The sequence below is a fragment of the Bartonella massiliensis genome, from assembly GCF_902150025.1.
Classification (GTDB): domain Bacteria; phylum Pseudomonadota; class Alphaproteobacteria; order Rhizobiales; family Rhizobiaceae; genus Bartonella; species Bartonella massiliensis.
Genome location: NZ_CABFVS010000024.1, coordinates 58,499 through 82,315, shown reverse-complemented (window position 1 = coordinate 82,315; position 23,817 = coordinate 58,499). Strand labels below are relative to the sequence as shown.

At 33.8% G+C, this 23,817-nt stretch carries 20 protein-coding genes, 1 tRNA gene and 1 pseudogene; 17 read left to right on the top strand and 5 right to left on the bottom strand.

The genetic code is table 11. The features are described 5' to 3' along the window. Window positions 1-55 precede the first annotated feature (55 nt). From FNZ60_RS06135 to ttcA, 4 genes are all read left to right on the top strand, one after another. Window positions 56-886 (top strand): RNA methyltransferase, encoded by an 831-nt coding sequence (locus tag FNZ60_RS06135; protein ID WP_142416769.1) that lies wholly within the window; start codon window positions 56-58, stop codon window positions 884-886. Further along, window positions 886-1,713 carry a glutamate racemase gene (murI, locus tag FNZ60_RS06130; RefSeq protein ID WP_142416768.1) on the top strand — a complete coding sequence of 276 codons (828 nt, stop codon included), beginning with the start codon at window positions 886-888 and terminating at the stop codon, window positions 1,711-1,713. The genes FNZ60_RS06135 and murI overlap by 1 nt, the downstream gene beginning before the upstream one ends. A 170-nt stretch (window positions 1,714-1,883) precedes the next feature. Continuing rightward, window positions 1,884-2,501 (top strand): 30S ribosomal protein S4, encoded by a 618-nt coding sequence (gene rpsD, locus FNZ60_RS06125; protein ID WP_142416767.1) that lies wholly within the window; start codon window positions 1,884-1,886, stop codon window positions 2,499-2,501. A 263-nt stretch (window positions 2,502-2,764) separates the two neighbouring features. Then, window positions 2,765-3,640, top strand: a complete 876-nt coding sequence (gene ttcA / locus FNZ60_RS06120) for a tRNA 2-thiocytidine(32) synthetase TtcA (RefSeq protein WP_142416766.1) — start codon at window positions 2,765-2,767, stop codon at window positions 3,638-3,640. A 539-nt stretch (window positions 3,641-4,179) separates the two neighbouring features. Here ttcA and rimO read toward each other — a convergent pair. After that, window positions 4,180-5,493: a 30S ribosomal protein S12 methylthiotransferase RimO gene (gene rimO / locus FNZ60_RS06115; RefSeq protein ID WP_142416765.1), complete on the bottom strand. Its 1,314-nt coding sequence runs from the start codon at window positions 5,491-5,493 to the stop codon at window positions 4,180-4,182. Between the two features lie 718 nt (window positions 5,494-6,211). After that, the gene (gene lexA / locus FNZ60_RS06110) at window positions 6,212-6,925 is read right to left on the bottom strand and encodes a transcriptional repressor LexA (protein ID WP_142416764.1); all 714 of its coding nucleotides are present in this window, start codon (window positions 6,923-6,925) and stop codon (window positions 6,212-6,214) included. A 1,197-nt stretch (window positions 6,926-8,122) separates the two neighbouring features. Here lexA and FNZ60_RS06105 point away from each other — a divergent pair. From FNZ60_RS06105 to FNZ60_RS06065, 9 genes and pseudogenes are all read left to right on the top strand, one after another. Continuing rightward, a tRNA-Lys gene (locus tag FNZ60_RS06105) sits at window positions 8,123-8,198 on the top strand. A gap of 566 nt (window positions 8,199-8,764) precedes the next feature. Beyond that, the gene (locus FNZ60_RS06100; RefSeq protein ID WP_142416763.1) at window positions 8,765-9,661 is read left to right on the top strand and encodes a septal ring lytic transglycosylase RlpA family protein; all 897 of its coding nucleotides are present in this window, start codon (window positions 8,765-8,767) and stop codon (window positions 9,659-9,661) included. Window positions 9,662-10,721: 1,060 nt separating this feature from the next. Beyond that, window positions 10,722-11,884 (top strand): annotated as a pseudogene (locus FNZ60_RS06095) (D-alanyl-D-alanine carboxypeptidase family protein). Between the two features lie 29 nt (window positions 11,885-11,913). Next, entirely contained in the window at window positions 11,914-12,549 is a 636-nt protein-coding gene (tmk, locus tag FNZ60_RS06090; protein WP_142416762.1) for a dTMP kinase, read from the top strand. Window positions 12,550-12,554: 5 nt separating this feature from the next. Continuing rightward, the gene (locus tag FNZ60_RS06085) at window positions 12,555-13,598 is read left to right on the top strand and encodes a DNA polymerase III subunit delta' (RefSeq protein WP_142416761.1); all 1,044 of its coding nucleotides are present in this window, start codon (window positions 12,555-12,557) and stop codon (window positions 13,596-13,598) included. A gap of 75 nt (window positions 13,599-13,673) precedes the next feature. Further along, window positions 13,674-15,233, top strand: a complete 1,560-nt coding sequence (gene metG / locus FNZ60_RS06080; RefSeq protein WP_142416760.1) for a methionine--tRNA ligase — start codon at window positions 13,674-13,676, stop codon at window positions 15,231-15,233. After that, on the top strand, window positions 15,223-15,996 hold the full coding sequence (locus tag FNZ60_RS06075; RefSeq protein WP_142416759.1) for a TatD family hydrolase: 774 nt from the start codon (window positions 15,223-15,225) through the stop codon (window positions 15,994-15,996). Before metG ends, FNZ60_RS06075 begins: the two co-directional genes overlap by 11 nt. 10 nt (window positions 15,997-16,006) lie before the next feature. Next, window positions 16,007-16,816 (top strand): MBL fold metallo-hydrolase, encoded by an 810-nt coding sequence (locus FNZ60_RS06070; RefSeq protein ID WP_142416758.1) that lies wholly within the window; start codon window positions 16,007-16,009, stop codon window positions 16,814-16,816. Window positions 16,817-16,861: 45 nt separating this feature from the next. Next, window positions 16,862-17,101: a hypothetical protein gene (locus FNZ60_RS06065; protein WP_142416757.1), complete on the top strand. Its 240-nt coding sequence runs from the start codon at window positions 16,862-16,864 to the stop codon at window positions 17,099-17,101. Between the two features lie 468 nt (window positions 17,102-17,569). Here FNZ60_RS06065 and FNZ60_RS06060 read toward each other — a convergent pair whose 3' ends face one another. The 3 genes from FNZ60_RS06060 to pcsA are packed head-to-tail and all read right to left on the bottom strand — an operon-like array spanning window position 17,570 to window position 19,868. Then, a complete protein-coding gene (locus FNZ60_RS06060; protein WP_142416756.1) occupies window positions 17,570-17,983 on the bottom strand; it encodes a DUF6163 family protein in 414 nt (137 codons plus the stop codon). Then, complete coding sequence (locus FNZ60_RS06055; protein WP_142416755.1) at window positions 17,980-19,026, bottom strand: enoyl-CoA hydratase/isomerase family protein; 1,047 nt, start codon at window positions 19,024-19,026, stop codon at window positions 17,980-17,982. Before FNZ60_RS06055 ends, FNZ60_RS06060 begins: the two co-directional genes overlap by 4 nt. A gap of 23 nt (window positions 19,027-19,049) precedes the next feature. Further along, on the bottom strand, window positions 19,050-19,868 hold the full coding sequence (gene pcsA, locus FNZ60_RS06050; RefSeq protein ID WP_142416754.1) for a phosphatidylcholine synthase: 819 nt from the start codon (window positions 19,866-19,868) through the stop codon (window positions 19,050-19,052). A gap of 179 nt (window positions 19,869-20,047) precedes the next feature. On the opposite strand from pcsA, the gene FNZ60_RS06045 reads away from it, so the two are divergent. The 4 genes from FNZ60_RS06045 to sodC all read left to right on the top strand — a co-directional run bounded on the left by FNZ60_RS06045 (window position 20,048) and on the right by sodC (window position 23,706). Then, window positions 20,048-21,280 (top strand): UbiH/UbiF family hydroxylase, encoded by a 1,233-nt coding sequence (locus FNZ60_RS06045; RefSeq protein WP_142416753.1) that lies wholly within the window; start codon window positions 20,048-20,050, stop codon window positions 21,278-21,280. An 846-nt stretch (window positions 21,281-22,126) separates the two neighbouring features. Continuing rightward, complete coding sequence (locus FNZ60_RS06040; RefSeq protein WP_142416752.1) at window positions 22,127-22,471, top strand: hypothetical protein; 345 nt, start codon at window positions 22,127-22,129, stop codon at window positions 22,469-22,471. Further along, complete coding sequence (locus FNZ60_RS06035) at window positions 22,449-22,805, top strand: hypothetical protein (RefSeq protein ID WP_142416751.1); 357 nt, start codon at window positions 22,449-22,451, stop codon at window positions 22,803-22,805. The genes FNZ60_RS06040 and FNZ60_RS06035 overlap by 23 nt, the downstream gene beginning before the upstream one ends. Window positions 22,806-23,181: 376 nt before the next feature. Next, window positions 23,182-23,706, top strand: a complete 525-nt coding sequence (sodC, locus tag FNZ60_RS06030; protein ID WP_142416750.1) for a superoxide dismutase family protein — start codon at window positions 23,182-23,184, stop codon at window positions 23,704-23,706. Window positions 23,707-23,817 lie beyond the last annotated feature (111 nt).

Here is a 23,817-nt window from a genome sequence, read left to right as displayed (position 1 = left end):
GGTTACATTAAAAAAATAGTTGAGAGAGAGCGTTAAATGACATTAGGTAAAGTTGATGGCTGGAACGAATAAAAATCGTAAAAATTTAACAAATGGTCCCATTATTATTTTAGTTGAACCACAGCTTCCTGAAAATATTGGTATGGTCGCAAGGGCAATGGCAAATTTTGGGCTTTCTCAACTTCGGCTCGTCAAACCTCGAGAAAAATTTCCAAATGAAAAAGCCAGAGCTGCCGCAAGTAAAGCGGATCATGTCATTAACAACGCCGTAATTTTTGATACATTGCGTGATTCAATTGCAGATTTACACTATGTTTTTGCTACAACAGCCCGTGAAAGATGTGGATTTAAAACTGTAAAAAGTGCTGTCGAAGCAGCAAATGTACTGCGTCAGCGTGAAAATATCGGACATAAAACAGGTATTGTCTTTGGAAGAGAAAGATGGGGATTAGAAAATGATGAAATCAGCCTTGTTGATGAAATCATTACTTTTCCGGTTAATCCTGCTTTTGCGTCACTTAATATTGCGCAAGCGGTTCTTTTGATGTCTTACGAATGGATGAAAGCAGGTCTAGAAAATGTGAGCGATACGGCATTTCGTGCCGTAGAAATGGAGCCTGCAAATAAAACAGTGTTTCATGGTTTTTTATCTCAATTAGAAGAAGCTTTGGATATCCGTGGGTATTTTCGACCCCGAGAAAGAAAAGAGGTTATGATTACAAATTTGCGCTCTGTTTTTACGCGCGCTAACTTTAGTGAATCTGAGGTTCGCTTATTGCGAGGCGTTATATCTTCATTGGATCATTTTTCTCCACAATATCCACGGGGAAGTAGTGCACCTAAAGAGCGCGATCGTCAAAAAATTAAAAATAAGTGTGAAAATTGATGGATGAACGGCCTGTTCTTTTTTTTGATAGTGGTGTTGGTGGTTTAACAGTGTTGAGACAAGCGCGCGCTCTTATTCCTGCAATACAATTTATTTATACAGCCGATGATGCAGGATTCCCTTATGGTAATTGGGAAGAAAATGCTCTAAAGGGACATATTTTAAAGATTTTTACAAATCTTTTAACATGCTATAATCCCGCCTTATGTGTGATTGCTTGCAATACTGTTTCTACACTGATGATAACAGATTTACGACAAAACTTTCCTCATGTCCCTTTTGTAGGAACGGTTCCAGCAATCAAATCTGCTGCTGAACAAACAAAATCTGGTTTTATTTCTGTATTAGCGACTCCTGGAACCGTTAAACGTGCTTATACAAATGAATTGATTAACGCGTTTGCTGGACAGTGTCATGTTCAACTTGTAGGAAGTGAAAAACTTGCTGGATTTGCTGAAGATTATTTACGGGGAAAACCTATTGATTCAGAAGAGTTAAGAAAAGAAATCTTACCATGTTTTGTGGAAAAAGATGGCAAATATACTGATGTTATTGTTTTAGCCTGCACGCATTATCCTTTTTTGATTAAACTCTTTCGTGAACAAGCTTTATGGTCCGTCAAATGGATTGATCCAGCAAAAGCGATTGCTAAACATATCAGATCATTATTGTCCTTGTCGGACAAAATACATCAGCACCCCATAAAAAAATATCAAGATTTTGCGTTGCTAACATCAAAAAATATCACTTCTTCAACGGAACATTTGTTAAAAGGGTTTGGCTTAAAACTTATAAAAGGAGTTGACTTTGGGATACGGGAGCAATAAAGATGCTTTAGCTTTTTCTTTCAAGAAAATGGCAATCATTGACGTGTCCCGTGGATAACTTTGCATGTTGGTATGTTAAGCTATTCTGTCAGTCTTTAAGCATTAAAGGCAGAGGAGGGTGCGTTTCCTTGAGATCTTAAGATCTCGTGTTTTATTTTAAAGGAAATGCGATGAGTAAACGCGAAACAACAAAATATAAAATTGACCGACGTATGGGAGAAAATATTTGGGGTCGTCCAAAATCTCCTGTCAATCGTCGTGATTATGGTCCAGGTCAGCATGGACAGCGTCGTAAAGGAAAACTTTCTGACTATGGTGTGCAATTGCGCGCTAAACAGAAGTTAAAAGGATTTTATGGCGATATTTCAGAAAAGCAATTTCATAAAACTTATGTAGAAGCTGCTCGCCGGCGGGGTGATACTGGTGAAAATCTTATCGGTTTGTTGGAATCTCGTTTGGATGCCGTTGTATATCGTGCGAAATTTGTGCCTACGATTTTTGCTTCTCGGCAATTTATTAATCATGGTCATGTGAATGTAAATGGACGACGTACAAATATTCAATCATATCGTTGTAAACCAGGTGATGTTATTGAGATTCGGGAAAAATCAAAGCAACTTGTTTTGGTTTTAGAATCGGTGCAATTGGCAGAGCGTGATGTCCCTGATTATATTGAAGCAGACCATAAACAGATGAAAGCGACCTTTACACGTATTCCTGCTTTTGCAGATGTTCCTTATGCTGTGCAAATGGAGCCTAATCTGGTCGTTGAATTTTATTCTCGATAATTTTTATATGAAAAGAAATGTTTCTATTCTACTGTTATAATTTCAAACTATTGTATTGTTTTTATAATCTTTGAAGTTAGGGAATGTTTTGTGAATGGTTCTATATTAAGTTTATTACACTATGCTAGTGTTATAAGCTTATATAGTTCCATTTCTTTTTTTGTATCTGTTTTTATAAATTCAAAAAACATAAATATAAGCTTGCTTTATGTTTTGTTTCTGTCTTTGCAAAACGAGCTATTACTTGTGCAGGATATGGTCTTATGAATAATGTTTCCGTTGAATATCAGGCAATAGAAGAAAACGAAGAGAAAGATGATCTTTTGGCAAGCAAAGAAGATAATTGTCATCCCATATTTCAGCGGGCTCCTTTAAATGTGGAGTTTAATAAATTGCGCAAACGACTTTTGCGTCATATGCGGCAAGCTTTGGATGACTTTTCTATGTTCTCTACTGGAAAAAAATGGCTTGTCGCGTTATCGGGCGGAAAAGACTCTTATGGTTTATTAACACTTCTTTTAGATTTAAAATGGCGTGGTCTTTTACCCGTTGAAATTCTTGCTTGTAACCTTGATCAAGGACAACCAGGATTTCCTAAACATATTCTTCCAGATTTTTTAAGTTCTTATAAAATTCCCTATCGTATTGAATATCAGGATACTTATTCCATTGTTACAGATAAATTAGCAGAAACACAGACATATTGTTCACTTTGTTCTCGATTGCGACGTGGTAATCTCTATCGCATTGCACGTGAAGAGGGATGTTCTGCATTAGTTCTTGGTCATCATCGAGATGATGTTTTGGAAACATTTTTTATGAATTTGTTTCACGGAGGCCGTTTAGCCGCTATGCCTGGAAAACTAAAAAATGATGAAGGAGATCTTTTTGTGTTACGTCCTCTTGTCTATGCCGCTGAGGAAGATCTGGAAAAATTTTCTCAAGCAATGCAATTTCCAATTATTCCTTGTAATCTTTGCGGTAGTCAAGATGGTTTACAACGTAATGCCATGAAAGAAATGCTGAAAAATATCGAAAAACAAATGCCAAGACGTAAAGATACAATGATTCGCGCTTTAACGAATGTACGTCCAAGTCATTTGCTTGATAAGAAATTCTTTGATTTTAAATCGTGTTAATAAAAAGGAGATATTTAAAAATAAGTTTAAAGAGTTTCAGATAAGATATTTATTATTTGTAATAATTTTATTGCTTTGCAATTTAATCATCGTAGGTGTTTTATTTCAAATTTTCTTATATTCTATCCATAAAAATATCGCCCCTGCATATTACAAGCGGCGCTTTTGTATGCATAAAACCCAATTAAAAAGCTTTTTTTAAATAACCAATGACTGTCACAATATGGAAAAATGAAAAAATAATATGATTGTCGGTTTTCTCTTTTTTTAAAGTAAAAATGAAAGAGGCTTGTAGGTTATCTTATCCTGTTGATGCCATAAAATACCGTCATTTAAGGCAGAAATGAATCAAAACGATCGTTAAATATTTATTAAAATTAAATATTTTTAGAGTTTCTAGTGATCCTTTAGGGCAGGGGTTGTCCGTAACTCCTTATGAAGTGAATCACATAAGCGATCTGGCTCTATTGTGGGAAACTGATTTTTTAACCGATGCTAATAGGAAACGCCAACATTAAGGAGGAGAAGAAGCCAAATTTTCAAACGGCTATACCATAAAGATCATAAGCATCTGACTGTTCGATTTTAACGGTAGCAAATTCACCGGCACGCAAGGGGCGTCGCGATGATATATGGACAATACCATCTATTTCTGGCGCATCGTATTGACTCCGTCCTTTGGCAACTTTTCCTTGACTTTCATCGATAAGTACTTGGAGTCTTTTTCCAATTTTTTTCTTTAAAAGATGTGTAGAAATTTGTTGTTGTTTTGCCATAAAACGATGCCAGCGGTTTTCTTTGACTTCTTCAGGAATATTTTCTAATCCCAAATCATTTGCAACAGCTCCTTTTACTTCTTCATATTTAAAGCATCCAGCGCGTTCAATCTTTGCTTCTTCTAGCCATTCTAGCAACATATTAAAATCTTCATTTGTTTCGCCTGGAAATCCAACAATAAATGTTGATCGCAAAGTAAGGTCTGGACATATTTTTCGCCACTTTTCAATTCTATGGTTTGTTTTTTCCATAAGAGCAGGACGCTTCATATGACGTAAAACAGTCGGTGATGCATGTTGAAAAGGAATATCCAGATAAGGAAGAATTTTTTTTGCCGCCATAAGTTCAATAATTTCATCCACATGAGGATAAGGATAAACGTAATGCATACGGACCCAGATACCCATATCGCCTAGTTCGCGACAAAGATCAAAAAATTTGGTTTTGATTGTGCGATCTTTCCAAGAGTTCTCAAGATATTTAAGATCAATACCATAAGCACTCGTATCTTGCGAAATAACCAAAAGTTCTTTTACACCCGCTTGTACAAGTTTTTCAGCTTCACGAAGAACGTCACTGATGGGGCGTGAAGTAAGATTACCACGCAGTGTAGGGATGATACAAAAGCTACACCGATTAGAGCATCCTTCAGAAATCTTTAGGTAGGCGTAATGGCGAGGTGTTAAACGAATCCCTTGGGGAGGAACTAAATCAAGAAAAGGATCATGAACGGGAGGAATTGCTGTATGAACTGCTTCTATAACACTTTCATAAGCTTGTGGTCCTGTAATGGCCAATACATTAGGGTATGTTTGTCGAATAACATCAGGATCAGCACCAAGACACCCTGTTACAATAACTTTTCCATTTTTTTTGAGAGCTTCATCAATATTAGCTAATGATTCTTTTCTAGCAGAGTCAAGAAAACCACAGGTATTCACGATAACGATATCAGCCCCTTGATGTTGGCGTGAAATTTCATACCCTTCAGAACGAAGGCTTGTAATAATTCGTTCAGAATCTACGAGTGCTTTTGGGCATCCGAGGGAGACAAAACTAATACGAGGAGCGACCATGATAATCCTATAATTATTATGAACGATTACATTCCGTTTTTATTGACTAAAAAAATTAAAAGTATTCTTTATTTTTATAAATAATAATCTGTTACAAATTTATTTAATTTTTTTCTATAATATTTTTGTGTATGCTTACAATTTTATCTTATTGTGTTGTCAGATATCTTTATTGAGGGCGATGATATAAGACAGACTCCTCTAAATTTAAAGTATTCAAGTTCTTTTAGGCTACGTAGTAAATATTTTAAAGCAAGCTGGTATCATCACACTATTTGCCAGCCTTTGAGTGTTGCGACAGACCTTGGTACGTAAGACGTTTATAAGAGCCATTTGTCCTTTCTTATACAATTTTTACCCACACGCCAGCTCCGCTTGTAACGTGCAAACCAAGTAATTTTGATTGATTCAAGATAGAAAGATTTAAAATACAAGAATCTTATGTTATTCGAGGGTCTAATTCATTATATAATAATGATAAATTATCATTATAAATCAATATATTGTCATTAACTTATCACGTCTTTCGTTAAATGGAAAACATAAGAGGGAAGAGAGGAAAGTTGAAACACGCTCAACAGAGATTTGAGATTAAATTATAGGTGCATTTGGGGGCTGTAAGAAGAAAGTCAACTGCGTGTAGCATAATGTCAAAAAACACCCCGTAGTTTTTTACTGTATTTTATTGTGCTATCTATCGCGTATATAGGTTTATTTTTTAATATTTGCGAATAAGTCCGGTAAGTTTTCCTTGTATTTCTACACGTTCGGATTTGTATGTACGCACTTCGTAGTGAGGATTAGCGGCTTCTAATGCAACTGCGGCTCCTTTGCGTCGATAACGTTTTAATGTTGCCTCTTTTTTATCAATAAATGCGACAATAATTTCACCTGATATTGCTGTATTTTGACGTTTGATAATAATCATATCTTTATCAAGGATACCAGCTTCCACCATAGAATCATCTTTAACTTCTAATGCATAGTGCTCACCTGTCTTAACCATATCATGTGGGAGAGAAAGTGTGCTTGTTTGTTGCAGAATAGCAGAGGCGGGCACGCTCGCAGAAATACGTCCCATAATGGGAATGACGGTATTTTGTTTGTCTTCTGCCGCAAAGTTATCAAGATTAGTCAAGTTTTTTGATATTTCTCTTTTATTATTTTCTATCATACTGGGAGAAATCTTCCGTGCTAGAGAAAGGTTAAATGTTATTTTTTCAGGAAGTCGAATCACCTCCACTGCACGAGCACGATTGTGTAAACGACGTATAAAACCTCGTTGTTCTAAGGCTATCATGAGCTTATGAATACCAGACTTTGAAGAAAGTCCTAAAGCATTTTTCATTTCTTCAAAAGAAGGGGGAACACCAATTTCTTTTATATGATTGTGAATAAACAAAAGTAGCTCATATTGTTTACATGTTAGCATTCACTATTCCAATCAAAATAATAAAAAACATTACTGTAATAAATACGTGTATATATAATAATTCTACATTTTTTTTAGCTAAATCAAAGTTATTTTCTTTATTTTTGATCTTATAAATGAAGTTAACTAGGCAATATGTTTATTTATAAACGTATTTAATGTTAAACTTTTACTTTAATAAAGTTATCATAATATTTTATATATTATAAAAATATATTAATATTATAAGCATAGTTTATAACTCTAATTGAATGATCTTACACTAAATTTATGATCAGTTTTATCTTTCTATTTTTTAATAGAGATACGTATGTTGTAATTTCTCGCATAAAAAATTAAATAGAATGCATTCTTTTAATCGCGTAACAGATTACTTTATATGTATTTAGAATCATTTCGCATATTGTCTCTATTTTTTTATTTTGTAGTCAAATTATCTACAGCTACAATAATGCACGTCATTCTAATTTTTTCCTCATATCTTCTTTATGTGCCATAGAGAAATTGATTTTCGTTATAAAGTCATTGTGCATGAATACTAAAGTCGCATTCTCAAAATGCCATTACTTCTCATTCAATCATTTTTTTAAGAATAGCTCTCAATATGCTTGCTTCCATCAAGATAATCTTAGCAATACCATAAAATTTATTGAACCGTACTCTCTTTACATTTCAACAGTTTAGAACATCATATTATTTTTCTCCAACCTTCATGTTGTGATAATTTTTTGTTGTTGAAAAAATATAAAAAGCATTTTTATTCTTTTCCTTGTGTTGAACAAACAAATGATTTTTATTGTTTCAATATAAAAACAATTTGAAATGAAAGAACCTTACAGTATTTGAGATCTCTCATTCGAGAGAGAAAAATGATATTGTCGTAAAAGGATATTTTTCTGCTCACCCCATGATGCTCAACAGCCCATGTGAGGAAAAAGAGGGGGAGAGCTTATAATTTTAGGGTTTCAAATCTATGAGTTATTTTTATAGTTAAGTTGTTTATTTATCGAGACTTTAAAAAGAAGATCAAAGAGTAGCTATGCAATGACGAGGAAAGGGATAAAACCTGAAAACTATTGATAACTGGAAAAAATAATAATATTTTTTTCAAAAGGTGTTGACCAAATGAAAAGTCAACCGTATGTTCGCTTCACTTTCTGCAAATTAGATAGTCTACAGACTAGATAGCTTGTGTGAGAGCGCGTAGCTCAGCTGGTAGAGCAACTGACTTTTAATCAGTAGGTCCAGGGTTCGAATCCCTGCGCGCTCACCAACTATAAATAATGCCAATAGACTATACAAAATTTTGAAAATTTTTGTTGCTTTGATTCCTTTTAGTCTTTTAAACTATTCTAATCTTTTTTGGATTTTTTTGATTGATTCTACAGTCCGTCGTTTTCTATCGGATATTTTAGTATAGAATGTTCGCCATTCTAATAAAGTGCTTTAAATTCCATGATGCTATTACACCTGCATTAATAGCACATGTGGCTGTTTGTTTTCATAATTCATGGTTTGATTTTTTAATACGCTCTGTATTAGATGAAACAGGCTAAAAAATATCATACTTATTCACAGCTTATATTATGAGATGATTTTTCAATAACATATTGATTTATATGTCTTTTATTTTTTAATGTTTCTCCATAGTGCATTTATTTTTTATGACAATCATAAAATGGTTAACAATATGTTAATTTTTTGATAAAGAAGTCGAATTCAAGGACAGTGTATACGCGATGGAAATTATTTAAGAACATGACTTCTCCTCTCGCGTGCGGAAAGTGTGACGTGTTTTTTTTTACAGCAGTACTTAACAAAAATAAGTGGACTGAATAAATGCCCTCAAAAAACAAAAAGAATTTTACCTCTATTATTAAACCAACACTTCAATTATTTTCTATGATCATTATTTCTCTGTCATTGGTGTCTTGTTGCGCAAGCCAAACTGCACATTTTTCAATAAAAGATTCCTATCATAACAAACCAATTGACGTAAATACTTCTGTTCTACCAAAACAAATGTCCAATAAGAAAAATCAATCAAAAGAAAAAAAGCGTGGGCGGGTTGTTGTTGGTAGACCTTACCAAATAAAAGGAAAGTGGTATTATCCTGAACATGATCCAACCTATAAACGTGTTGGCGAAGCATCATGGTATGGTTCAGATTTTCATGGGCGTTTAACGGCCAACGGTGAAATTTATGATATGAATCTTTTGACGGCTGCTCATCCTACAATGCCTTTACCTAGCTATGCTCGTGTTACTAATTTGAAAAATGGATCTTCACTCATTGTTAGAGTGAATGATCGTGGACCTTTTATGAAAGATCGTATCATTGATTTATCCAAACAAGCTGCAGCAATCCTTGGTTATGTAGATAAGGGGGTTGCAGATGTTAAAGTGGAATATATTTCTGAAGCTCCTGTTGGACATTATGATGGTGCATATTTAATGGCCTCTTATACGCCTGGAAACGCTTCCTCATATTCATTAGCATCGAAAAATGTTTCGAAAAAAAGAGAAACTGTTTTGCTAAAAGAGCCCAATACAGGAAACAAGGCAGAATTAGCTAAGGTAGCTGCTATTAAACAGGAACAACACAATGAAACTGTTGCAGTGAGATTGCCAGAAATCGGTCCTATCATGGCTGATAAGCCGGTGCCATTCGATCAAGTTGCTTCTATAAGTAAGCTCAACAAAAAAGCAAAGTTCAATTGGCTACAATTGTTTTAAGAAAAAGTGCGTTGATTTTTTATCAATATAATTTTCAAGTGAGAAATGATAAAGAAATCGTGGATTTCATTTTGAGCTTTCATCTTAAAGAACGCTGTTCATAAAAAAGGGGGAGAGATTATAAAACACCAACTCTCTCTCCAGCCTCCAGCCTATTGTCAGCTTATACATAAGTGTTATGATATTACTTGCCTAATAAAGCACGTGCTTTTTCTACTGTAACAATTTTTGTTAAATGAAGATAAATTTATTTTATGAGCTTGTTTATCAATCTCTAAAAATAATTATACAATTTCACTTTAGAAGAATACAAAATTGAAAAGTAAAAAACATTTCCTTTTAATTCAGCTTTATAACTTTTGAAAACATCCACAACATTATCTTTAAAAGATCATACCTTACCTCATGCTTTTGTTTATCATGTTCTTATGCGGTAAGTGCCCTCACGTAACGCAGAACGCTTCAAACAAAATCACTTGCATTACCAATTCACACACTTATTTTAATCAACGCTCTCAAGCTCATTTTATGACAGCGCTCGTAAATAATGTAACTTTAAAGCTATAAAGCTATTAAGTATCCCCATCTTTACACGTGTGAACGTATAAACAAACACCATCATACATTTTACAAAGCCTTTATGTTTCGCAATAATCCTTGGTACTTGAGAGAGTTATAAAAAATATTTTTACTCTTATCTTTGATAATCTTAATCTTTACCTCTATACTAACCTTGCTTATGAAGGGTAAAAAGGCGAATTTAATTGCTTCAAAGGGAGATGATGAGAGAAACTTACAGTATTTTGATCAGCTTTAAGTTTTAAAAATGATCATTTATCATAAATAAATCAATGTACTAATAATAAAAAGAATTTTTGTCTATCATATTTTAAAACCTTACAATCAACTTTTGTTTGAAAAATAAAAAGTGTATCATTTTGCTTATGCTGAATAAAAATAAAGTCTATTCTTGAACTATAAAAATTTCTCAGTTTGCGGAAATAAGAAGAATTTTTCCTATATAGTGGATTCTGCTGATCTTTGAATGAGAGGAGGGCTCATGTATATAGCATTAAGGATCTTATTAATTTTATGGGGAATGTTGACATTTGATACGTGGGGACAAGCGCAAGACTTTCAAATTTCTGCCTCACAAGTGTTGTTACTCGATGATGATACAGAAACAATACTATATGAAAAACAAAGTAATCTTCCTTTTTTTCCTGCTTCATTAGCAAAAATGATGACAGCAGAAGTTGTCTTTCATCAGTTAAAAGAAGGACTGTTAAGGAATACACAAAAATTTAAGGTTAGTGAAAATGCTTGGCGCAAGGGAGGGGCCCCTTCCGGTACAACCACTATGTTTGCAAAGATAAAGACAGAAATCAGTGTTTCTGATCTTTTACGTGGTTTAATTATTGTCAATGCAAATGATGCTGCTATTATTCTAGCTGAAGGATTATCAGGAGATGAGGCTCATTTTGCACAGCTGATGAATCAACGCGCTAAAATAGTTGGATTATCTCAAAGCCATTTTGTTAATGCAACTGGTCTGCCCGAAGAGGGACAATTTGTAACAGCGCGCGATATGATTATATTAGCGCGTCATATTGCTCAGGAATATCCCGATTATTATGCACTCTATCGTGAACCTCATTTTACCTGGAATAATATTTTTCAACGGAACAAAAACCCTCTTATTTCTAAGGAAATTGGTGTCGAAGGATTTGGTTTTGGCTACAGTAAAAAAGAAGGCTTTTCAATGGTTGCTACCATTTATAAAAATCATCGACGTCTTTTTTAGCAATCAATGGTTTACAAGATAGTAAAAAGCATACAAAAGAAATAGCACGCATTCTTCAATGGGGAATAACGGCGTTTGATCTCAAAACGATTTTTACAAAAGGAGAAATAGTTGGTCGTGCTTCTGTTTATGGTGGAAAGAAAAACTTTGTTCCACTTATTGTCAAAAAAACAATAAGTTTTATGCTTTCGAATGAAAAAGAAGTCAATGTTAAAGCAAAAATTAAATATCATGGTCCATTGAAAGCGCCCATTGCTTCAGAACAATCCGTTGGCATTATTCAAATTTTAGAAGATAACAAGGTTCTTTTGGAAAAACCGGTTTTTGCCGGCATGAATATTCAAGAAGGAAGTTTCTTTACAAAAACAAAAGATGCATTCTATGAAATAACAATTGGATGGTTACGGAAATATTTTTAGTTACGCGCTCATAAGATTAAGGTTCATACGTGTCAGGTTATTTTATCACATTCGAAGGAGGGGACGGGGTAGGAAAAACAGTACAGATTTCTTTACTTGCTAAGTCTCTCACATGCCAAGGTTATGATGTTGTCACAACACGAGAACCAGGAGGAACGGCAGGGGCAGAAGCAATCCGACATATTTTGTTATCGGGGCAAGCACAACAATATGGACCGTTGATTGAAGCTGTTTTATTTACAGCGGCACGTGCTGACCATGTTGCTGAAATTATCGCGCCTTCTTTGCAACAAGGTAAACTCGTTTTATGTGACCGCTTTATAGATTCTACACGCGTTTACCAAGGACTCAATGGGGCTGTTAATTCTTCTCTTCTTTCTGTTTTAGAGAGTGTTGCGCTCAATGGCATCATGCCACATTTAACATTTTTATTAGATATGCCTGCAGCATATGGAATGCAGCGTGCAAATTTGCGAAGAAAAAAAACGGAAGAAATCGATTATTTTGAAAAAGATCAGTTGGAAATTCAAGAACAAAGGCGTAAAGCTTTTCTTCAATTGGCTAAACAAGAACCACAAAGGTTTCGGATTATTGATGCCACTGGTTCAGTAGAAGCTATTGCACATCAAATAAATAATATTTGTCATCAAGTATTGTTGGATTAATTTTTATGAGTAATATAAATATTCTACACCAATATGATGATATTGATACAATTTTAGCTCCATCCCAGAATAATGTTATTTTTGGTCATGAGGATGTTCGTCATTTTTTGACACAAATGCTTAAAGAAGAGCGTTTGCATCATGCATTATTATTTGAAGGAGAATATGGAATTGGAAAGGCTACATTAGCGTTTCATCTTGCTTGGAATATTTTAAATTCTCAAAAGAGAGATTTCCACAAACCCGATCCTCATTCTACTTCATGGCGCCAAATAACACAGGGGAGTCATCCTGGTCTCTTGTATATTTCGCGTCGATTTGATGTAAAAACACAAAAGTTTAAAACAGGAATACTCATTGATGATATCCGCGATATTCTGCATTTTTTAAGCCGAACATCGCAAGATAATGGATGGCGTATTGTGATTATTGATTGTGCAGATGATATGAATAGAAATGCCGCCAATGCAATTCTTAAAATACTTGAAGAACCTCCTGCAAAAACACTCTTTATTATTATCGCGCACTCTTCAGGAAAATTACTTCCAACAATTCATTCACGGTGTCAAAAAGTTTCTTTTCGCCCGTTAAATTATGATGAAATGAAAAAAGTCATTACACATATTTTCTCCAACCAGGATTTATCTGATGAAAAAACGATTGAAATGATTATTAAAAAGGCTAAAGGGAGCCCTCGAAAAGCTGCTTTACTTATTCGCCATGGCGGTCTTGAAATTATTAAAACAATTAATGCTCTCCTAGAGCAACCTATTTGTAACGCGACACTTGTACACACGCTTGCGCAAACATTTTCATCTGTTTCTTCCCCATTCCAATTTCAACAGTTTTGTGATGAAATTCTTGATAAAATTCAACAAAAAGCTATCATGCTTGTTGAAAAAGGAAACTTATTTCTCTCAAAAAAATATGCGCAAAAATGGCAGGAGATTCATCAAGAAATAGAAGAAATACAACTGTTTAATCTCGATAAGAAACAGTTTGTTATTAACTTACTTTTTAGAGTTCATAAGATCATTCATGAGGATTAGTTTTTCCGTGACAATATGATGAACAGACATTAGTCATTATATCTTTTATTTATGGCATTTTACAACGAGTATAACATGCGTGACACATATTACATAACGACTCCTATCTTTTATCCTAATGGTACACCGCATATTGGACATGCCTATAGTGCCATTGCAAGCGATGTTTTAGCCCGCTTTCAACGCTTAAATGGAAAAAATGTCTTTTTTCTTTCGGGTACAGATGAACATGGTCTAAAGATGCAACAAACCGCAGAAACATTAGGCATGACACCGCAGCAACTTGCAGACCGTAATAGTGCTGTGTTTCAAAAAATGCTTGCGGTATTAAATTGTTCTAATGATGATTTCATTCGCACGACAGAAGAGCGCCATTATCACGCTTGTCAAGAAATTTGGAAAAAGATGGAAGCAAATGGTGATATTTATCTTGGCCGTTATAAGGGGTGGTATTCGGTTCGCCAAGAATCCTATTATGAAGAGAACGATACGGAAGTTGGACCAGACAATATTCGTCGTGAAAAGGAATTAGGTTCTCCCGTTGAATGGAATGAAGAAGAAAGTTATTTTTTTAAACTTTCTCGTTATGAAAAAGTGCTTCTTGAATATTATGAAAAATATCCTGATTTTATTGCTCCCCTTGAGCGGCGTAATGAAATTATAAGTTTTATAAAGTCGGGTTTAAAAGATATTTCTATTTCACGGACAAGTTTTAATTGGGGCGTTTCTGTTCCTGATAATCCCAAACACGTGATGTATGTTTGGGTTGATGCGCTTACAAATTATCTATCCGCAATTAACTTTTTCAACGAAGATTCAAAAAAACGTGATTTTTGGCCTGCCAATACGCATATTATTGGTAAGGATATTATTCGTTTTCATGCCGTCTATTGGCCGGCATTTTTAATATCTGCTGGAATTGCATTGCCTACAAATATTTTTGCACATGGTTTTTTACTTAATCGTGGTGCAAAAATGTCAAAATCTGTTGGAAATGTCGTTGATCCTTTTGAAATGGTCGATCATTATGGTCTTGATCAGGTTCGTTATTTTCTTCTCCGTGAAGTGCCCTTTGGACAAGACGGTAGTTATAGTCATGAAAGCCTTGTGAACCGTATTAATGCCGACCTTGCTAATGATCTTGGTAATTTAGCGCAACGTTCCTTATCTATGATTGCCAAAAATTGTGAGGCAAAAGTCCCTAGACCCGCTGCATTTTTAATTCAAGATAGACAGCTTTTAGAACAATCTCTTCAAGTGCTTGAAACTGTACACCAAGCTATGTCTTCTTATAGTATGCATTTAGCCCTTTCAGCTATTTTTTCAATTGTAGCAGATGCTAATCGCTATTTTGCCAACGAACAACCTTGGAGTTTACGGAAAAATGATCCAGAGCGATTTTCTACAGTTCTTTATATAACTGTAGAAATCTTGCGACGAATAGGAATTTTTCTTTTGCCTTTCATCCCCCAATCAGCAGCAAAACTTCTTGATAGCCTTGCGGTTGCTGAAGATGATCGGTTGTTGTATCATATAGCTCATGGGAAAATTCAAGAAGGAACTGATCTTCCACCACCAGAACCGATTTTCCCTCGTTATGTCTTGAAGAAAGAAGATTCTCATCATGCTCATTGATACACATTGTCATCTTGATTTTGAAGATTTTTCACAAGATTTGGATAATGTTATCCAACGGGCTTTAGATGCTGACGTTGGACGTATGATAACAATTTCAACGCATGTTCGTAAGTTAGATAAGCTGCTAGCCATTGCGCAAAACTATGATCAAGTTTTTTGTTCCGTTGGAACACACCCCAATCATGCACATGAAGAACAAAATATTACAGCCAAAAAACTTATACAGCTCTCAAAGCACGCTAAAATTATTGCATTTGGGGAAGGGGGGCTTGATTACCATTATGATTATTCTACACCAGAAGAGCAAAAGAAAGTTTTCCAAGAACATATCATTGCTTCTCGAGAAACGCAGATTCCTCTTGTTATACATTCACGCAATGCAGATATCGATATGGAGAAAATCTTACGCGAACAGATGAAAGAAGGAGTTTTTCCCTTTATTCTTCATTGTTATTCGTCGGGAATGCAGCTTGCTCGTGCTGGCATTGAACTTGGTGGTTATATTTCTTTTTCAGGTATTCTTACTTTTAAAAACGCATTTGAAATCCGTGAAATAGCAAAAATTGTGCCCCATGAGCGTTTATTGGTGGAAACAGATGCACCATTCTTAGCCCCCACTCCTCATCGGGGAAAAACCAATGAGCCATCTTTTGTATGTTATACAGCGGCTATTTTAGCTGAAACAATTGGCTTAAGCATTGAAGAAACAGCTCAAGTAACAACGCGGAATGCTTTTCGTTTATTTAGCAAAATGAAATAAGGCAAAAGCTATGTGTGATCAATACCGATTTACAATATTAGGCTGTGGTCCCTCGCCAGGAGTCCCACGGCCCAATGGTGATTGGGGAACCTGTGATCCGGATAACCCTAAAAATAAACGCTACAGAAGTTCTTTATTGGTTGAACGCATTAAACCATCAGGAAAAAAAACAACGGTCGTTATTGATACAGGTCCAGACTTTCGCTCACAAATGATCGATGCGCATGTCAATCATCTTGATGCTGCTCTTTACACACATTCTCATGCAGATCATATCCACGGTATTGATGATTTACGCAGTTATGCACTTGCACAAAAATGTTTAATCGATATTTATGCAGACAGATTTACACTAAAGCATCTCAAAAATTCTTTTGGATATTGTTTTCAAACGGCAAAAGATTCATCTTATTCTCCCATCTTAAAAGAGCATCTTATTGATGAAGATAGCCAATTTATTATTCAAGGGCAGGGTGGAGCAATAAGTGTCAAGACACATTTACAATACCACGGAAACATTCATTCCTTAGGTTTTCGTATTGGAAATGTTGCCTATTGTACAGATGTTAGTGAATTTCCTAAAAAAACATTATCCAAATTAATGAATTTGGATATACTCATCATTGAAGCTCTTCAATTTAAATCTCATCCGAGCCATTTTTCTGTTGATCAAGCATTAGAATGGATAGAATATTTAAAACCAAAACAAGCCATCCTCACACATATGGATAGATCACTCGATTATAATGAGGTTGTCAATTACGTTCCAGCTTATGTAAAACCTGCATACCAAGGTCTTATTTTTGAAACAAAGGCATAAGCTGATTAATGCAATATTTTACGTTAAATAAAAAAGCTTTTTTAAATTGTTCTTTATTTTGTTTTTGTCGTAATTGGTACTTTAGCCATTTCCTTAACAGCATGTGGGGGGCGTTTAGAAAAAAATATATCAACGACAACATTACATGACGGAACAATGAGTTGTGCCGATATTCAACAAGAGTTTTATGCGAATAAACGCCAGATTAATGATACAATTGTAGAGCGTTCTAAAGCTATTTTGAGTGATCTTGCGCGTATGAAACGTTGTAAAATAGTAAAATAATTATTCTTTTTTATTATAGTATTTTACTATAATTATTTAGGTCTTTAAGAAATATACCTTAAAGACCTATTTTTTTAATAAGTTATTTTCACTCAATAGATAAAATACTTTATAAAAATACTTTTATGACAAATTATTGCCATAATTTTGTTTAAAAAAAGAAAAATGCGATATCAATATGGCATCTATTATATCAAAATGAGGGATTACTTGTTTCTATATCGAGAACAGAGCTTTTATTTTTGTGTCTTATTATCGCATAATATATATTATGGAACTTTTATGGAAAGGGATTAATTATGACAGTGGCACTTTGGGGAACAATAGCATCATTATTATGGATATTTTGTGCAAAAGCAGAGAGTCCTTTGCAATTGTGGTGGATACCTTTTATTTAAAGAATAACTTATTAAAAAGATTAACAAAAATTAAAAACTTCGGGCCAGTCATTCTGGCCCAATTTTTCAATTACGATAATTTTTTATTTTTTACTCTTTTAAAGAAAATCATCATAATTTGTAGGATCATAAAGACTAAAAATAATATTCCATAAAATAATGGTACAAATGGTTGATCAATAAAATTTGAATAATAGATTGTTATGGTTTCAATCAATGTTGCACTACACCACAAAATAATCCCCCATAGTGAATACATCCAAAGCCCAATCAAGGCAATAGGATAAAGAATAGCCAATATAGCTGATGCAAATTGCCACTGCCAAGGCATAAGGTCAAAGCGCCATAAAATACCTGGAAAGACACCAACAAGGCGTATCCAATAAAAAATACTCAAACCTAAGCAAATAAGCGCCAAAAACCGTAAATAACAGTTATAAATTAAATTGATGTTTGAAATCCGTTTGTGTGAATTATTTTTCACAATAATAACTCTTGTTCAACAGGTTTAAAATAAGAATCTACCATTTCATCTGTAACATCTGAAAGTTTATCTGGCTGCCATTGAGGCGTTTTGTCCTTATCGATTAACATAGCACGTATGCCTTCATGAAAATCATGTGAATTAATCATATGATGTGCAATGCGATTTTCAATTTTTATACAATCTTCCAAAGTCCGAGATGTATTTTGTTTCATTTGTTTCCAGATAACTTTTAAACTTATCGGAGAACGTGACTGCAAAATATCATAACATTCTTGCGCAAATAAAATACCTTCATTACTTTTTTTATGAAGCGCTTCAAGACATTCTTCTAATGTCTGGACACTAAAACAAGTTTTAATAAGACCACGTATTTCATGACTCGTTTCATAGTCTTTTACCCTTGCACACTCCTCTAAAGCCAAACTAGGATTTCCTTGCTCAATAATAGCCTTTTTAATGGATGCTAATTCAACTTCAGGAACAGCATGTGTTGCTAATCCCAGATTTAAGCAATCTCCCCACTTTATACGTGCGCCAGTTAATGCAAGGTAGATACCAAAATAATTGGGAAGAGAAGGAAAGAAAAAACTTGCACCAACATCTGGAAAAAATCCAATTGCTCCTTCTGGCATAGCAAAAAGTGTATTTTCTGTAACAATTCGATGAGAACCATAAAGTGAAATCCCTACCCCTCCTCCCATCCAAATACCGTTTAAAAAAGAAATGTAAGGCTTTGAAAAACGTTTAATATAAGCATTTAAACTATATTCATCCCTAAAATATTGATAAGCAGAGGCATTTTTCCCCATATGGTAAATTTCTACAACATCTCCACCAGCACAAAAAGCACGGCCCTCCCCTTCAATTAGGACACAAGACACATCATCATCTGTTTCCCATGTTTTGAGAGCTTTTTTAAAAGCGAAAACCATTCGTTGATTAAGAGCATTTAATGCTAAAGGACGTGTGAGCTTTATAATACCAGCACAGCCCTCTTTCGTAAAAGAAATATCATCACCTGCTCCAAAATCAATTTTCATCTTAACACCCTTCTTAAAAACAACTATTTTATTGTTCTTTTTATATTTTTTGCCCCAAGCTGCGGAAATATTTGCATGACCGCGCCAATACAATATATATAAATCCCCGTTATTGAAATTCCTATTTTAACCCAATATGGAGCCTCTAGTCGATAAAAGAACGCAGAAACACCAAAAAAACACCATAAGAGAAAAATTGGAAAATTAATTTTCCGCAAACGAAGAACTCTTACGGGATGGATAAAATAAATTGGCAAAAAAGATATAATTGCCGATAAAACAATGATACTAAAAGTAATCCACTCCGCTGGTCTTACGATAAAAAGCGTAAAAACCATCATATTCCAAACAACAGGAAATCCTTTAAAAAAGTTTTCTTTTGTTTTCATACCCGTATCAGCGTAATAAATAGCCGATGAAATAACAATGATCGCACTCAATGAAAATGATAACCCTACTCCCATAAAACCACTTTGATAAAGTGCAAAAGCAGGAATTAAAACATAAGTTACGTAATCAATGATATTATCTAATAGTTCTCCTGACCATGTTGGAAGTACATATTTAACATCAAGTTTGCGTGCAATGGGTCCATCTATACCATCAACGAGAAGCGCAAGTCCAAGCCAACAGAACATCGCTGTCCATTCTTTTTGAGAAGCCGATATAAGAGAAAGAAACGCTAAAAAAGATCCCGAAGCTGTGAGTAAATGAACAGAAAAAGCTTTTGCTTGTGGCATTGTTACTTTTTTATGACGTAACAATTTAGCATTTGTTTTGATTTTTTTTGTTAGTTTACGTTTCAAGGTTTTTGTATCCTCGTTTTTAAAATCTTCATCCATTTACCAATATGCCATTTTTACCCATGATTATGACTCAGCATAAAAAAAATCATAAAAAGGTTACTTTTTTATATCGTATTATTTATCATAATATAATAGAAAAGCTTCATACAATAAAAAGAGAGCAATCATTTGGAAACGTTAAAATATTTGCGCAATGAGGAAAGATTCAAATTGTTGTGATCATTGAAAAGAAAGAGTATAAAAACATTATTGTTATTGGTGCAGGTCCTGTTGGGATGTTAGCCGCGTTGAGGCTTGCGCGTAAGGGTTTTTCTGTTTTTCTTGTTGGCCCTTCTGCTCATACAGATGAGTTACGAACAACAGCTCTTATGATGCCTGCAATACGCACACTTCAAAAACTTAATATTTGGAATAGTCTTCAAAAACAGGCTTCGGCTTTATCGTGCATAAGAATTATCGATATAACTGCTAGGATTGTGCGTGCTCCTACGGTGCATTTTTCTTCTGCTGAAATTGGTGAAAAAGCTTTTGGCTATAATATACCCAATGTAGAATTGAACAATGCTTTAAATGATGCTGTTACACAAATGCCCAATATTAAAAGATTTGTTTCTGAAGCCAAATCGTTTCATCACACAAAAAGCCATGTATCTATTACGCTGGCTGACGGTAGAGTCATTCAAGCACCACTTGTTATTGCTGCTGATGGACGACATTCTCTTACGCGTGCAGCAGCAGGAATAACTGTCAAACAGTGGAACTATCCACAAAAAGCAATTGTTCTCAACTTTTCTCATGAATTTTCTCACCAAAATACATCAACTGAATTTCATACAGAACATGGCCCATTTACACAGGTTCCGCTACTAGGGCGAAGATCTAGTCTTGTATGGGTTGTTCACCCTTCTCGTGCTGAGGAGTTATTGAATATAAACTCAAAAGAAGTTGCAAAAATAATCGAAAACCAAATGCAATCAATGCTTGGAAAACTAACCTTAGAAACATCAATTCAAGCGTGGCCGCTTTCAGGACTTCTCTCTCATCATTTTGCTGCTAATCGAACAATCCTCGTGGGTGAATCTGCTCATGTTTTTCCCCCTATTGGAGCACAGGGATTAAATTTAGGATTCCGTGATGTTCAAACTTTGATTGATATTTTACCCAATCAAATATCCGCTTCTAATTCTGAAATGATTGTGACACGATATAACCAATACCGCAAACCAGATATATTAATCCGCAGTAAAGCTGTTCATACCCTCAACTCTTCTTTACTTTCTCATATGTTGCCTGTTCATATCATGCGCGGTATTGGGCTTGGTCTATTACATAATTGCTCGCCACTACGTAATTTATTTATGCGCAAAGGAATGTATCCCGGTTACGGCTTTAAGGAAATGATGCAAATATTTTCAACAAAATCGTCTAAAAATTCTATCGAAAAATAAGGGATAATAATGGAAGATAAACGCTAACTTTGGCTCTAAATTACTCATGAAAACTAAAAAATAGTAATAAAAGCATAAGGAATAAATAGCCTAATAAGTAATCATTTCTAAAAATGTATTTTAAAGTATGTCTATTCAGTAAAAAATAATATTTTATTAATTTATGCGCTTGTTTTAAAGTAACATTTAACACTTAAACGCGTTTCGCAATAGCCCTCCCTCTTAATTGTATAAACAGAAAGCTATTGAACTATCATTTTTACACTTATGAATCTAAAAACCCGTACGTATTATAGTTTTTTGCCATTCTAATGTTTTGATCTCTTTATATTTTAAAAACATTTCTAAGAAGCGTTTTATTTCTTTATACTACTCACATACCAGCTGCCCTTTTGTATGTATGTACGATATTTGAGACGCTTATTTAACATATAAAATAATGAATTATTATGATAAACTTATGTGTTATAAATGAGAAATATAATCACTCTATAATTTGAATCATATTTATTTGAGTTTGTATAATAATATATAAAAATTAATATTTTTATACCGCATACTTTCTAAAAAAGTAACATATATATTTAAAAAAATTATATAAAAATAAGAGAAAATATAATATATATTTTTATAATACTGTATAATAATCAAAATTATAGTTTATATAATAGCATTATAATATAATTTAAAATTTTTACTACTAAATAAAATAAAAAGTACTTTTATTTAATCAATAAGTTTTCAAAAAGTTTTGTTATTAAGTATAATATTAAAAATAAAATCATCTTGGGAACCTGTTCGCAATACAAAGGTTAATGAAGTATTGTTTCAATAGATGGTGACAAGATGAAACTAAATAAAGTTTTTAAATTAAGTATTTTTTTTATGATGATTGTATGTGTTTCATTGCTCGTCACGCATTCAATTAGTAATTTTTTTTATCTTCCTTACTGTAGAGCTTTTACCTATAGCTCTACTCAAAATATCACTAAAATAGGACAAAACTCATTTACTGCTTCACAAGTTAAAAACTGTCTTATGCAAAATGGTTTTGAAAACATTAAACGATTGCGTTTAGATGACAAAGGCATTTGGCGTGCTTTAGTAAAATTTAAAAAATCCCATTTTCTCGTATCCGTTGACTACGCAGGAACAGTTAGCATTCAAAATGAAAGAAAAAAATATGATTAATTTTAAAATTTACAACAATGTCTCTTGCCATCGTTATAAGAGCAATTTTTTCAAAAAGTGCTGCTATTCTATTAAAGAATTTGCTTTTATTGGCGGCTTAAACGGTAGCATATCAGGAGCAATCTCAGCAATTCTTGCTACTTATGGTTATATTGCTCTTCCAGGTTTTGGTCCAGTTATCGCAATGGGTATAGGAATAGCACTTTCTGCTGGAATAGTCACAGGAGCACTGATAGGAGCAGGAATGGGGGGGGCTATCGGTATATGCTGTATTTTATGGGAAATTTATATGAATTATAATAGTCCTTTCTCTTATAAATTTCACAATGAATAAAAAGTTTTCGTCATTTTTTCTATGAACAAAAATTAAAATTATCAACCAATTATATATGCAGTTTTTTGATGAAAGACTCATCATATTATAAATAAAATCATCGCTAACTTATTCAAGTTCTTACTTAAGTTTTGATTATATCTCAAAAAAATAGATTTTTTTGCAACGCATCTCTTGAAAAAATGTAGATGAGATATAGTTATCTCTCCATAAAATATTTTTAATTAAATATAAATGTAAAATAAAACGTATATTTTAATTTTATAAAGTTTAAATTATTTATTTTTTATAGTTACTAATATTTTTTATTAGTTTTTAGAAAATTTCACTTAAGTAAAATTATATATATTTTTATATTATTTAAATAAGGCATTTTATGAATAGAATACTACTATCACTATTAGCTTTTACAGTATTTTTAAACTATAAAAACTCTGCCTTAGCACTATCAACAACAGTAAATATTTACAAACTAGAAGATAATAATTCCAAAAAGGCTATTGGTAGTGTTAGAATTGAAGAAAATACATATGGTTTGGTTTTCATCCCTCATTTATCGACTTTACCAGAAGGGCTGCATGGTTTTCATATACATATAAATCCTTCATGTGATACAAAAGAAGGCATAATTGGTGGAGGCGCAGGTGGACATTATGATCCTGAACATACCGGAAAACATTTAGGACCTTATAATGTCGATGGTCATCTTGGTGATTTACCAGCACTTTATGTTGATAAGCAAGGGAATGCCACGATGAGCCTTCTTGCTCCACGATTGAAGAAAATTTCTGAAGTTACAGGGCACTCATTAATAATTCATTTAGGAGGTGATAATCAATCAGATAAACCATTACCGCTTGGCGGAGGTGGTGCACGTCTGGCGTGCGGTATTATTGAATAAATTATTATGGTAAACGGTATCATATACACTCTCTTTATCATAAGATGTGAGAGAAACTTATTTTTTAAATCCACTTCAAGAGATTAATAAACGATGGGAATATTTTATAAA

What these genes read in the sequence shown, in the direction of transcription:
- ttcA (WP_142416766.1), top strand. Translation starts at nt 2,765, where the DNA reads ATGAATAATGTTTCCGTTGAATATCAGGCAATAGAAGAAAACGAAGAG.
- FNZ60_RS06035 (WP_142416751.1), top strand. Translation starts at nt 22,449, where the DNA reads ATGAAAGAAAAAAATATGATTAATTTTAAAATTTACAACAATGTCTCT.
- FNZ60_RS06100 (WP_142416763.1), top strand. Translation starts at nt 8,765, where the DNA reads ATGCCCTCAAAAAACAAAAAGAATTTTACCTCTATTATTAAACCAACA.
- lexA (WP_142416764.1), bottom strand. Translation starts at nt 6,925, where the DNA reads ATGCTAACATGTAAACAATATGAGCTACTTTTGTTTATTCACAATCAT.
- FNZ60_RS06055 (WP_142416755.1), bottom strand. Translation starts at nt 19,026, where the DNA reads ATGAAAATTGATTTTGGAGCAGGTGATGATATTTCTTTTACGAAAGAG.
- metG (WP_142416760.1), top strand. Translation starts at nt 13,674, where the DNA reads ATGCGTGACACATATTACATAACGACTCCTATCTTTTATCCTAATGGT.
- FNZ60_RS06075 (WP_142416759.1), top strand. Translation starts at nt 15,223, where the DNA reads ATGCTCATTGATACACATTGTCATCTTGATTTTGAAGATTTTTCACAA.
- rimO (WP_142416765.1), bottom strand. Translation starts at nt 5,493, where the DNA reads ATGGTCGCTCCTCGTATTAGTTTTGTCTCCCTCGGATGCCCAAAAGCA.
- pcsA (WP_142416754.1), bottom strand. Translation starts at nt 19,868, where the DNA reads ATGGATGAAGATTTTAAAAACGAGGATACAAAAACCTTGAAACGTAAA.
- FNZ60_RS06085 (WP_142416761.1), top strand. Translation starts at nt 12,555, where the DNA reads ATGAGTAATATAAATATTCTACACCAATATGATGATATTGATACAATT.
- sodC (WP_142416750.1), top strand. Translation starts at nt 23,182, where the DNA reads ATGAATAGAATACTACTATCACTATTAGCTTTTACAGTATTTTTAAAC.
- FNZ60_RS06040 (WP_142416752.1), top strand. Translation starts at nt 22,127, where the DNA reads ATGAAACTAAATAAAGTTTTTAAATTAAGTATTTTTTTTATGATGATT.
- rpsD (WP_142416767.1), top strand. Translation starts at nt 1,884, where the DNA reads ATGAGTAAACGCGAAACAACAAAATATAAAATTGACCGACGTATGGGA.
- FNZ60_RS06070 (WP_142416758.1), top strand. Translation starts at nt 16,007, where the DNA reads ATGTGTGATCAATACCGATTTACAATATTAGGCTGTGGTCCCTCGCCA.
- FNZ60_RS06135 (WP_142416769.1), top strand. Translation starts at nt 56, where the DNA reads ATGGCTGGAACGAATAAAAATCGTAAAAATTTAACAAATGGTCCCATT.
- murI (WP_142416768.1), top strand. Translation starts at nt 886, where the DNA reads ATGGATGAACGGCCTGTTCTTTTTTTTGATAGTGGTGTTGGTGGTTTA.